9 protein-coding genes are annotated in these 12,245 nt (G+C 70.2%); 6 read left to right on the forward strand and 3 right to left on the reverse strand.

Annotation, left to right across the window (positions count from 1 at the left end; translation table 11 throughout):
- Positions 1-14 precede the first annotated feature (14 nt).
- The 3 genes from AB0M46_RS42070 (at position 15) to AB0M46_RS42080 (ending at position 3,646) form a co-directional block, all read left to right on the forward strand.
- Positions 15-1,394 (forward strand): O-antigen ligase family protein, encoded by a 1,380-nt coding sequence (locus AB0M46_RS42070; protein WP_363345499.1) that lies wholly within the window; start codon positions 15-17, stop codon positions 1,392-1,394.
- Positions 1,395-1,510: 116 nt separating this feature from the next.
- On the forward strand, positions 1,511-3,298 hold the full coding sequence (locus AB0M46_RS42075) for a 3-hydroxybutyryl-CoA dehydrogenase (RefSeq protein WP_363345501.1): 1,788 nt from the start codon (positions 1,511-1,513) through the stop codon (positions 3,296-3,298).
- An 18-nt stretch (positions 3,299-3,316) separates the two neighbouring features.
- A complete protein-coding gene (locus AB0M46_RS42080; protein ID WP_363345503.1) occupies positions 3,317-3,646 on the forward strand; it encodes a hypothetical protein in 330 nt (109 codons plus the stop codon).
- A gap of 36 nt (positions 3,647-3,682) precedes the next feature.
- On the opposite strand, the gene AB0M46_RS42085 is transcribed toward AB0M46_RS42080, so the two are convergent.
- A complete protein-coding gene (locus AB0M46_RS42085) occupies positions 3,683-4,654 on the reverse strand; it encodes a glycosyltransferase (RefSeq protein ID WP_363345505.1) in 972 nt (323 codons plus the stop codon).
- A 788-nt stretch (positions 4,655-5,442) separates the two neighbouring features.
- Between AB0M46_RS42085 and AB0M46_RS42090 the strand changes: the two genes are divergently transcribed.
- Positions 5,443-6,933, forward strand: coding sequence for a sugar transferase (locus AB0M46_RS42090; protein ID WP_363345507.1), 1,491 nt, complete (start codon positions 5,443-5,445; stop codon positions 6,931-6,933).
- A gap of 61 nt (positions 6,934-6,994) precedes the next feature.
- Here AB0M46_RS42090 and AB0M46_RS42095 read toward each other — a convergent pair whose 3' ends face one another.
- On the reverse strand, positions 6,995-8,071 hold the full coding sequence (locus AB0M46_RS42095) for a hypothetical protein (protein ID WP_363345509.1): 1,077 nt from the start codon (positions 8,069-8,071) through the stop codon (positions 6,995-6,997).
- A 168-nt stretch (positions 8,072-8,239) separates the two neighbouring features.
- Entirely contained in the window at positions 8,240-9,154 is a 915-nt protein-coding gene (locus AB0M46_RS42100; protein WP_363345511.1) for a TIGR03621 family F420-dependent LLM class oxidoreductase, read from the reverse strand.
- Between the two features lie 519 nt (positions 9,155-9,673).
- Here AB0M46_RS42100 and AB0M46_RS42105 point away from each other — a divergent pair.
- Positions 9,674-10,690: a hypothetical protein gene (locus AB0M46_RS42105; RefSeq protein WP_363345513.1), complete on the forward strand. Its 1,017-nt coding sequence runs from the start codon at positions 9,674-9,676 to the stop codon at positions 10,688-10,690.
- Entirely contained in the window at positions 10,687-12,159 is a 1,473-nt protein-coding gene (locus tag AB0M46_RS42110) for an oligosaccharide flippase family protein (RefSeq protein WP_363345515.1), read from the forward strand. The genes AB0M46_RS42105 and AB0M46_RS42110 overlap by 4 nt, the downstream gene beginning before the upstream one ends.
- Positions 12,160-12,245 lie beyond the last annotated feature (86 nt).

Here is a 12,245-nt window from a genome sequence, read left to right on the forward strand (position 1 = left end):
GGCGCGACCAACCGGTGACCACCTTCACTCCGTACTACTCGGCCGACCTCGAACCGTCCTTCGTCTTCGGCCGGACGTACGTCACCCGCCGCCGCGTGACCCGCATCGACGCGGCGGCGCTGCTCAGCGCGACCGTCGCGCTGATCCTGCTCGTCCCGGCCCGGCTGATCCTGCCCGGCATGACGGACATCGGCCGGCCCGGCCTTGTCATGGGTCTGCTGCTGTTCATCTGGTGGTTGCTGGCGCGCTTCACGCCGACGCTGTCGATGACCGGGCCACAGCCGATGCGATGGGCGCTCATGGGCTTCCTGGTCTCGGCGCTCATCTCCTACGCGATCGGGTTCATGCGCGGCCTGACGACCATGGAGGCCAACTCCGCGGACCGCATGATCCTGTACTACGGCGTCTTCGCCGGCATCCTGCTCACCGCGGCCGACGGCGTGCCGAACTGGATCCGGCTGCGCGGCGTGCTCAAGGTGCTCGTGATGTGCGGCGCGGTCGTCGGCGCCATCGGGATCATCCAGTACATCACCAAGATCGACATCACGACGTACCTGCAGATCCCGGGCCTCGAGGCGAAGGGCTGGGCGCCGGGCTTCGAGGAGCGCGGCGGCGGCGTCCGGGTGGCCGCGACGACCACGCACTACATCGAGCTGGCGGCCACGCTGGCGCTGATCCTGCCCTTCGGCATGCACTTCGCCATGCACGCCGGCACCCGCTGGCGGCGGCAGATCTCGGCGTTCGCGTGCATCTGCCTGGCCGCCGGCAACGCGGCCACCATCTCCCGCACGGGCATCCTCGCCATCATCCTGATGTTCGTGGTGCTCGTGCCGGTCTGGGCCTGGCGCACGCGGTACAACATCCTGATCATGACCGGCGTGATGCTCGCCGGCCTCGGCGGGGCGAGCCCGGGCCTGCTGCGCACGCTGACCCGGCTCTTCGACGACCCGTCCAGCAACCCGGCCTTCACGGTCCGGGCCGACCGCTACCCGCTCGCGTTCCACTACATCTCGCAGCGGCCGTGGTTCGGGCGGGGCACCGGGACGTGGGTGGCGCCGCAGTACCAGATCCTGGACAACCAGTGGCTGGTCACGCTCATCGCCAACGGCTACATCGGCGCAATGGTCCTCGCCCTGCTGCACCTCACGGGCATCGTGCTGGCGTTCCTGGCGTACCGCCGATCGAGCACGCCGGAGGACAAGCACCTCTGCGCGGCGCTGATCTCGACCCAGCTGATCGCACTGGTGGTGGCCGGGACGTTCGACTCGCTGAGCTTCAGCACGTACACGATGATTCTGGCCCTGACCTGCGGCATGTGCGGGACGGTATGGCGGCTGACCCACCCGGCGCGCACCGTGCGCACCTCCACCACCCGCTGGTTCCTCGGCAACTGACCCCGGCCCGCGGCGCCCACCGGCGCTTAGGGCATTTGCCACACCGGAAGGTCGGGGCCGGACCGCCATGGCAGACTCGCCCGGTAACCTGAGCGTTCGTTTGGGAAGGGCGTGCGATGGGGCGCGAGTTTGCATCCGTGGGCGTGGTCGGCCTCGGCACGATGGGCGCCGGGATCGTCGAGGTGTTCGCCCGCAACGGGGTGGCGGTGACGGCGGTCGAGGTGACCGACGCCGCGCTGCGCCGGGGTGAGGACATCCTGCGCGGGTCGGTCGACCGGGCGGTGCGCAAGGGCAAGCTGGCCGAGCAGGAGCGCGACGCGCTGCTGAGCCGGGTCACCTTCGCCGTCGGCCTCGACGCGCTGCACGCCGCGGACCTGGTCATCGAGGCGGTGCCCGAGCAGCTCGACCTCAAGCAGCGGCTCTTCGCCGAGCTCGACCGGGTGTGCAAGCCCGAGGCGATCCTGGCCACCAACACCTCGAGCCTGTCGGTCACCGAGATCTCGGTGGCCACCAGCCGGCCCAACCAGGTCGTCGGCCTGCACTTCTTCAACCCGGCGCCGATCATGAAGCTGGTCGAGGTGGTGCGCACGGTGGTCACCGCCGAGGACGTGGTCACCGACATCGAGGCGCTGTGCGCCCGGCTGGGCAAGGTCGACGTCACGATCAGCGACCGGGCCGGGTTCATCGCCAACGCGCTGCTGTTCGGGTACCTCAACCAGGCCGTCTCCATGCTGGAGTCCAGGTACGCGACCCGCGAGGACATCGACGCGGCCATGCGGCTCGGGTGCGGGCTGCCGATGGGGCCGCTCGCGCTGATGGACCTCATCGGGCTCGACACCGCCTACGAGGTCCTCGACACGATGTACCGCCGCGGCGGGCGCGACCGCCGGCACGCCCCGGTGCCGCTGATCAAGCAGATGGTCACGGCCGGGCTGCTGGGGCGCAAGTCCGGGCGGGGCTTCTACACGTACGAGAAGCCGGGCTCACCGGTCGTGGTGGCCGACGAGGCCACCCCGGGCAGCGACGCCGAGGCCGCGGCGGCCGCGCAGGGCGTGGCGAAGGTGGGCGTGATCGGCTCCGGGACGATGGCCACCGGCATCATCGAGGTCTTCGCCCGGGCCGGGCTGGAGGTCGTCTCGGTGACCCGGGGCGCCGAGCAGTCCGGGCGCACCTGCGAGGCGCTGAAGACCTCGCTGAACAAGGGCGTGGTGCGGGGCAAGCTGACCGAGGCCGGGCGCGACGCCGCCCTGGGCCGGGTCACCTGGTCGGCGACGATCGAGCACCTCGCCGACGTCGACCTGGTGATCGAGGCGGTCGTCGAGGAACTGTCGGTCAAGAAGGCACTCTTCGCCTCGCTGGACGAGATCTGCAAGCCGGGCGTGGTGCTGGCCACGACGACGTCGAGCCTGCCGGTCATCGAGCTGGCGATGGCCACCCAGCGGCCGGCCGACGTCGTGGGGCTGCACTTCTTCAACCCGGCCCCGGTGATGGGGCTGGTCGAGGTGGTGCGCACGATCCGCACCTCGGAGGCGACCGTGGCCACGGCCACCGCGGTCTGCCGGGCGCTGGCCAAGCACCCGGTGGTGTGCGCCGACCGGTCCGGGTTCGTGGTCAACGCGCTGCTGTTCCCGTACCTCAACGACGCCGTCAAGATGGTCGAGGCCTCGTACTCGACCGCCGACGACATCGACAACGCGATGAAGCTGGGCTGCGGCTACCCGATGGGCCCGTTCGAGCTGCTCGACGTCGTGGGGCTGGACGTGTCGCTGGCCATCCAGCGGGAGCTGTACCTCGAACTGCGCGAGCCCGGCTTCGCCCCCGCCCCGCTCCTGGAGCACCTGGTGACGGCCGGCTACCTGGGCCGCAAGGTCGCACGGGGCTTCCGCGACTACTCCAAGCGCTGAACTATTACGCTTGACAACGTGTCCCCCCGACGCAACCACCCCAAGCGCGACGACGAACCGCCGCCGCTCGACCTCGAGCGGATCAAGCGCGGCGTCGGCGCCGTGCAGGCATGGAGCGACGGCGAGTGGCAGGTGCGCAACATCCCGGCCGGGGCGGCTGTCAAGGCGTACCGCTGCCCTGGCTGTGACCAGGAGATCGCGCCCGGTGTGCCGCACCTGGTGGCCTGGCCGGCCGACGAGCGCGGCGACCTGACGGATCGCCGCCACTGGCACGCCGGCTGCTGGCGGGCGCGCGACCGGCGCACCCCCAACATCCAGCGCTCCCGCGGCGCCCCGCGCTACGGCTGACGCGCCGGGCGAGCGCGCCTGCCGCACCGGCCCGGGCTATGGCTGACGCGAGTCCTCACGAGGCTGCGGCGGGGCGAGCTCAGGCGAGCGCGCCTGCTGCGCCGGCAGGGCGGTCAGCGGCGGCCCCGACGGAAGCGGCGTCAGGTGCCCGCCGTCCACCGTGGACAGCCAGGCGGCCCGGGCCTGCCAGGCCGTCCGCCACGGGTCGCCGGTCACCGAGCGCAGCAGCGCGGCCGCGCCGAGCACCCATCCCGCCGTCCGGGCGCGGCCCGGGCTCCAGTGCCGGCGCGCGAACGCCATCCGGCCGGCCAGCCCCGCGGTGGAGACGGGCGGGCGGGCCGGCGCGGGGCTCAGGGACGCCATCTGCGCGTCGGGGACGAGGGTCGGGCGGGCGCCGTGGGCTCGTGCGCGTACCGACAAATCGCAGGCCGGCAGGGACTCGTCGAACCCGCCGAGGGTCTCCCACAGGCCCCGCTCCACGAGCAGCATCCGCGGGGTGAGGGCCGGCACCCCTCCCCCGATCGACCGGTCCAGCCCCGGCAGCCGCTCCGGCTCCAGCGGCAGCCCCGCGGCCAGGCACACCGTGCCCCACAGCGACGGCGGCCCCTCGACCGTCCGCCCGTCGTCGGCGCCGTCGCGCAGCGTGCGGCCGGTCCACAGCCGGTCCTCCGGATGGCCCCCGGCGTGCTCGACCAGCGTGCGGATGGCGTCGCCGACCGGCTCCAGGCCGGGGTCGAGGAACAGCAGCCAGGGCGCCCGGGCGCGGGCGGCGCCGAGGTTGGCCGCGGCCGGCGGGGGCAGCGGCGCGTCGCGGCGCTCGAGCGCGACCTCGCGGAAGGCGTGCCGCACGGCCGCGGCGGTGTTGTCGGTCGAGCCGTTGTCCACCACGATCAGTTCGGCCGGCACCTCCGTGCCGGCCTGCACCGCGGCCAGACCCTTGAGCAGGGCCTCGCGGGCGTTGTGGGCGACGGTGACAATGCTGACGACGGGCGCGGTACTACTCCCCACGAGCTGCTCCCACCATGGAATTCGAAGCCACCCGGATAGCCCCGGATAGTACCGGCGGAGCGAGTGAGCGGACCGAAAGTACGGCAACAAGTCCTCCGACGGGCCGGGTGATATCCCGACCAACGGGCCGTACGAGCTGCGAAAACGTCGATTCCGGACACGAACTTCACTCGGGTGCGCCTGCCGCCACGTGGCCGGGCGCTGCTATCCTCCCAACGGCGGCGCACCAAAGCCCGGCCAGCAAATTGTGCTCATGCATTTCGAACACCCCTTGTCCCAATGTCGCCCGGCCAAATCGGCGGGTGCCTGGTAAACAGGGTGGAAGGCGAAGCGCCATTGCTGTCGGGGGGCGACGGCTCGAGGGTGACGCCAACTTAAGGCGATGCAGTGAGTAACGGTCGTTGGACGGACGGTGATCACGGTGACCCTCGGGTCGATCAAGCGTTCTACCTGGCCGGACGGGGTGCCAACCATCGCCGGCCATCTCTGTTGGAACCTTAAGTCCGGCATAGAACCCAATTAAGGCGACACAGCGTGATTTCGGGGTTCAGGCGTGGCGTCTTGTCCTATTTTCCCTTATTGGACGGCGATTCCGGCAAGGGTGCAGCACCCGCGGTGTCAATAGCACCTTCAGCCAGGTCGGGAATGCGGCACGACGGTACCGGCTATGCAACATCCTCGGTACCTTACCGCCGGGGTTCGACCGCGCACCGGCTGTGGCCGGGGTCGGCGCCACCCACATTTCACCTTCGATAAGTGGATCTGAGCAGGCACGTAAGGGGGTTGGGATGGTTCTGGCGGATTCGGCCACGGTCGAGACCGCGGTGATGGCGGCGTTCCCAGGAGTCCAGCGTCGCAAGCTCAGGTCGACCGGCCGCAACCTGCTCGTCGCCTTTCTCGGCGATGTGCTGGCGGTGACCATCGCCATCACGACCGTCGTGCTGTTCATGGCCGCCGATCTCATGGGCGGAGCGTTCGTGGCCGCTGGGGAGGGCGTGCCACCGGCGTACTCCGTCACCGGCTTCGCGCTGTTCTGGCTGGTGCTGCTGGCGGGCTGCCGGATGTACGACCGGTGGTTCCTGGAGAACCGCACCGGCACCATCTACCGGACCATCCGCGCCGCCGTCATCGCCGTCGCCGTGCTCGCACCCGTGTGCGTGCTGTTCGACATGCTGTACCTGCTCAAGCCGCTGATCGTGGCCGTGCCGGTGGCCACGGTGCTCACCGTCGCCGGCCGCTACGCGACGGTGGCGATGCTCAGCACGCTGCAGCGCGAGTACGTCCGCCAGCGCGCGCTCGTCGTCGGCCCGGCCGACTCGGTCGTCGGGCTGCTCACCGCGCTCGGGCGGGACCGCTCCTACGGGCTGCGGGTCGCCGGGGCGTGCATCACCGACCTCGACGAGGCTCGCAAGATCACCGCGCATTCCATCCCGGTGTACGGCGACCTCAAGGACGTCGCCGGCACCGCGCTCGGCGCCGGCTGCACCGCGGTGCTGGTCGCGCTGCCGCTGGAGCTGGAGCCCTTCGCGATGCGACGGCTGGCCTGGGAGCTGTCCGACAACGACATCGAGCTGCTTGTCGCGCCGGCCCTGCCCGAGGTCGCCCCCGAGCGGGTCGCGGTGCTGCCCAGCGGCGGCGGCCCGCTGCTGCACGTGCGGGCGCCCATCCTCACCGGCCCCCAGCGCGCGGTGAAGAACGTGCTCGACCGCCTCCTGGCCACCATCCTGCTGATCCTGGCCGGGCCGTTCATGCTCGCCGTCGCCTTCATGATCCGGGCGACCAGCGAGGGCCCGGCGCTCTTCCGCCAGACCCGCACGGGCATCAAGGGCGAGGAGTTCACCTGCTACAAGTTCCGCACCATGGTCAAGGACGCGGACAAGGTGCGCGAACAGCTGGCCCACCTCAACCAGAACGCCGACGGCCTGCTGTTCAAGATGAAGCGCGACCCGCGGATCACCAAGGTCGGCTCGATCCTGCGCCGCACGTCGCTCGACGAGCTGCCGCAGCTGCTCAACGTCATCAACGGCACGATGTCGATGGTCGGCCCGCGCCCGCCGCTGCCCTCGGAGGTCGCCGGCTACGACGAGGACGTGCGCCGGCGGCTGCTGGTCAAGCCGGGCATGACGGGCCTGTGGCAGGTCTCGGGCCGCTCCGACCTGTCCTGGCAGGAGTCGGTGCGCCTCGACCTCAACTACGTCGACAACTGGTCGCCGCTGCTCGACCTGCGCATCCTGGGCCGGACGGTCTCCGCGGTCGTGCGCGGCACGGGCGCCTACTGAAATCGGACGCCGATACAGAAATGGGCCCCGCCGCCGGCGGGGCCCATTTCTTTGGTTTCACTTAATCGTGGCGCTGCGGGGCCGGAATCGGCTCTCCGGTGTCGGCCCAAACATTTCCAGAATTGGCACTGAGCGTGGTTTGCGTGCTCAGCAAAATCGGACACTTGAACGACGAGTGACGGCCGAACCGGTTGTTCACCACCGCGATGCCGCCCAGCGGCGTGTTCACGTGGTTGAAGTTCAGGGTGCAGCCGCCGCCGTCGAGCCAGTTGTCCTCGACCCGCGAGTTCTTGGCCGAGTCCTGGAAGGCCGCGTTGCCGTCGTGGGTGGTCGACATGTCGATGTTGTTGTGCCTGAGCACCACGTTGGTGTCGCCGAGGAAGCCCTGCACGCCGTCGTTGTGGGTGGCGCCGCCGCCCTGGTTGGGGTCGCTGGCGAACCACGACATGTCGTGGATGTACGAGTCCTGGACCAGCACGTTGCTGCCGGTCTTGATGCCGTCGACGCTGCCGTGCACGTTGGCCCGGTAGATGCTGACGTTGTTGGCGTAGATGCCGTCCAGCGTCGCCGACGGGTTGGAGGGCACGAACTCGGAGTCCTCCACCACGGTGCCGCTGCCCCGGTCGGTGTCCAGCAGGGCGTTGTTGCTGCTGGTCGCCCGGCCTCGGAAGACGCAGTTCACGAATCGGATGTTCTTGCCGGTGACCTTGACGAAGCCGTGGAAGTCCTTCCCGCTGATCACCTGGCCGTCGGTGGCGAAGGTCTGGTCGCCGTTGACGACGGTGAGCTGCACGCCGGGGCGCACGCCGGTGGTGCCGGCGTCGGGCTTGCCGGTGGTGCGCGGGCCGCCCGTGCTGCCACCGCCACCGGCACCGGCGCCGCCCCCGCTCCCGCCGCTGCCGGTCGTGGCCGACTTCTTCGGCGAGGCGCTGGCCGACGGGCTCGCCGTTGCCGAGGGGCTACCCAGGCCGCTGTCCGCCGACGGTTCCGCCGACGCGCCGGCCGAGGCCGGGGCCGGCGCCGAGGGCCCTGTGCTGCCGCCGGCCGAGGGCCGGTCGGGGTCCTTGCAGGCGGCCAGGCCGGCCGCCAGGATCACGCACGTCGCGGCGGCCATGCCGATTCGTAACGTCTTTCGCATCGCTGCTCCTTGTCCCATTCGCGCTTCGCGCTCGATTGGTGAAGGCCGCGGACCACCATACCCGGGATTTTCGTCACGGGAAGTGGCCACGCGAATGCGCAATGCTGATCTTCGATACCCTCGTTAAATGCGCTTTACTGCCGCCTTAGATTTCGGTTAGCCCGAATCCTAGGACAGGCGCTTCACGATTTCGGCGACCCCGTGCGGGTCGCTACCCAGGTGGACCTGGGTGATGCCGACCGTTTCGCGCAGTTCCAGCAGCGCGTCGATGCAGCGCTCCACGTCGCCGTGCAGCACCAGCGGCGACTGCTCCACCGCCGCCTCCCCCAGCCAGTCGACCAGGCCGGAGGTGGAGCGGCTCACGGTGCCCGCCACGGTGTTGACCCGCACGTCGAGCAGGTTGGCCTGCAGCACGACCTCGTCCGGGTCGCGCCGCTCGGCCGCGGCCGCGCGCACGATGGCGGCCTTGTCGCGCAGCCCCTCGGCGCTGAGCTCGTGTGCCATGCGGGCCGGGTCGCTGTACTCGGTCAGCCGCGGCGGGTTGATCCCGACGATGTCGGCCTCGCGCCCGCCCAGTTGCAGCATCCGCCGCCCACCGCCGCCGACCATGATCGGCGGGTGCGGGGTCTGCACCGGCCGGGGCGCGCCGAGCGCGTCGCCGATGGTGAAGTGCTCCCCCTCGAAGCTGAACCGTTCGCCGGCAAAAAGGCCCTTGAGGACCGCGATCGACTCCTCCAATCGGCTGACCCTGGCCGGGGGAGGGTCGAACGGCAACCCGCATACGGCGTAGTCGCGCGGCCGCCATCCGGCGCCGAGCCCCAGGGTCACCCGCCCCTCGGAGATGACATCGAGGTTGCTGATGGACCGGTGCAGGAAGAACGGGTGGTAGAAGTCGTTGCACAGCACGCTCGACGCGACCCGAAGCGTCGTCGTGGCCTCGGCCGCGATCGCCATCATCGTGATCGGGTCCATCGACCAGCCGTCGCCGAGATGATCGGCGATCGCGACCGAGTGATATCCGAGATCTTCGATTTGCCTTAGCTGATCCCGCCACTGCTCGATCGGTTGGCGCAGACGCGGCATCGACGTGATGAAGTGAAATGGGCGATTTTGCACGGTCACCAGACCCCCCACGAGCTGGTTTGGCCGAGATGAGAACCGCGGTGAACATAGCCGGGACCAAGTAGGACTGGAAGATGCGTCATAAATTTGTCATATTCTCAGAGGGCGGTTCCGGGCATGCGTAGAGTACGCCCGTCCCGTGTCGGATATCTGCTCGCGATCAACGTGGAGAGCATAGGCGCGGAATGTCGTTTTTTCCGCGGAAAGCAGATTTCGGGCAGCAACGCGGAGAAGCCGGCGGCGGGCTTCGTCGTAACCCTTCAACTCCAGCGCGTAAGCAGCCGCGAGCCCGGGCCGAGAGGCGCCGTGGGGAGGACGCAAGTCGGCCCCACGCAACGTAACCCGGGTGATGGCGGGTGTGAGATTCGGTAGGGCAGAACCGCGGTGCACCGCGGTCACACACGGAGGCGGTCTGACTTGCAAACCCAAACTTCGGTCCGGCAGGAGGCGCTGAACCTGCGGGCCGGCGACCTGGTCGAAGTGCTCACCCAGGAGGAGATTCTCGCCACTCTGGATGAGAGCGGCGAATACGAAGCTCTGCAATTCATGCCCGAAATGCTGCAGTACTGCGGCCAGCGCTTGCGGGTGTACAAGTCGGCACACAAGACCTGTGACACCCTCACCCGCACGGGCATTCGCAAGATGGACAACGCGGTGCACCTCGAAGGCGTGCGCTGCGACGGCGGCGGGCACGGCGGCTGCCAGGCCGCATGCATGATCTATTGGAAGACGGCGTGGCTGCGCAAGGTCGCCGACGGCGAGCCCACGGCCGCCGCCCCCGCCGTCGCCGCCCCGTCGGCCGCGGCCCCCGACGACGCCCGCCTGCTGCCGCTGATCACCCTGAACGCGCGCGGCGAGCGCTTCGAGGACGGCGCCGAGCGCTACCGGTGCCAGGCCACCGAGCTGCTGCGTTCCGCCCCCGAGGTGCTGCCGCTCAAGCAGTTCGGCCAGTTCGTCACCGACGTGCGCACCGGCAACTTCGGCGCGGCGTGGGCGGCCCGGGCCATCGGCGTGGGCTTCTACAACCGCTTCCAGGGCGTCAGCACGAAGGTGTTGCCGAAGTGGGCCCGCCACCGCGGCGGCCGGCACTGGGGCTTCCTCAAGGGCCGCGCGGTCGGCAAGACCCCGGACATCCGCAAGGGCCTGCAGGTCGGCGACCTCGTGCGCGTGCTGTCGCGCAAGGAGATCGAGCCGACCCTGGACGCCAACCTGCTCAACCGGGGGATGGGCTTCGACTCCGAAATGGCGAGGCACTGCGGCCGAACGGCCCGCATCGCCCGCCGGGTCGAACACATTGTGGACGAGAACACCGGCCGGATGATCCATATGAAGAGCCCTTGTCTTGTTCTGGAGGGCGTCATCTGCGAGGGTGCACTCAACGCGCTATGCCCCCGCGCGATCACTCCGTACTGGCGCGAAGCCTGGCTCGAGAAGATCGAGGAGGGCGGCAGCGGCGCGGACCAGTCGACGATCCCGGCGCAGAGAGCTGCTGAGTGACCAACACTGAAGAAATCCAGCTGATCCAGACTGAGATCAGCGACAAGGCGGGCCGCGGTCTGAAGTGGAGCCTGGTCGGCACCTTGGCGGCCAAGGTCGGCTCGTTCGCGATGGGCCTGATCCTGGCCCGCCTGCTCAGCCCGGACGACTACGGCACCTTCGGCGTCGCCACGGCGGCGCTCGCGGTGCTCATGCACATCAACGACGTCGGGCTCATCGCCGCCGTCGTGCAGTGGCGGGGCAAGCTGGAGGACATGGCGCCGACGGCGGCCACCCTGGCCGCCGGATTCGGCATCGTCGTCTACGGCGGCTTCTGGCTGGCCGCCCCGGCCTATTCCGCGTTCTCCGGCGACGCCGGGGCGACCGGCGTGGTCCGCCTGCTCACCCTGGTCATCGTCATCGACGGCCTGACCGCGGTGCGCAGCGCCAAGCTGATGCGCGAATTCCAGCAGGACAAGCTCATCATCGCCAACACGATCGGCCTGGTCTTCCAGGCCGGGGTGTCGATCCCGCTGGCCGTCGCCGGCGCGGGCGCCTACAGCTTCGCCTGGGGCCAGGTCGCCAGCGCCGCCGTGACCGGCATCCTGGTCACCATCTACGCGAAGGTGCCGCTGCGCGTGGGGCTGAACCGGGAGGTGGCGAAGAAGCTGCTGGTGTACGGCTTCCCGCTGGCCATCAGCCTCGGCATCGAGGCCATCGTGATGAACGTCCAGCTCGCCATCGTCGGCCGGATCAGCGGCCAGGAGCTGCTGGGCTTCTACGTGCTCGCCTTCAACACCTCGATGTGGGCCCAGACGATCCTCGGCACCGCCATCCGCTACGTCTCCGTGGCCGGCTTCTCCCGATTGTCCGAGACGGACGACCGGGCGCTGGCCGAGGGCGTGCACAAGACGGTCCCGGTCCTGGTGAGCGTGGTCGCCCCGATCGTCGCGCTGATGTCGGTGCTGGCCCACCCGTTGATCTCGCTGCTCTACGGCGGCCGCTGGGAGCCGGCCGCGCCGGTGCTGGCCCTCCTGGTCGGCCTGACCTTCGTGCGCATGGTGACCAGCCTCGTCATGGACGCCCTCATGGGCGCCGGCGCCACCCGCTCCACCCTGTGGATCTACCTCGGTTGGTCCATCGCGCTGATCCCGGCCCTGTGGTTCGCCACGGAGTCGTACGGCATCAAGGGCGCAGCCATCGCCCAGACCGGCGTCGGCGTGCTCGTGGCCATCCCACTGACCGCGATCTTCCTGCAGCGGGCCAACGTGGCGCTGCGCCCGCTCGGCCGGCCACTGGTCCGCCCGATCCTCTCGACGATCCTGGCCGCCGCGGTGGCCGTCGCCGCCGCCCGGTTCACCGGCCCCCACGCGGTGGTCCAGCTCCTGGCCGGCGGCGTGGCCGGCCTGGCCGTCTACATCCCGCTGGTGGTCCCGCGCGACCAGCTGCGCCGCTTCCCGGCCATGCTGCGCCGGGGCAGCCCGGCCTGACCCGCCGGCGGGGGGGGGGGGGGGGGCCGCCCCCCCCCGCCCCCCCCCCCCCGGCGGGGGGCGGCGGCGCGCGCGCGCGGGCCCGC

It is taken from the genome of Dactylosporangium sp. NPDC051485 (assembly GCF_040682015.1).
GTDB lineage: Bacteria > Actinomycetota > Actinomycetes > Mycobacteriales > Micromonosporaceae > Dactylosporangium.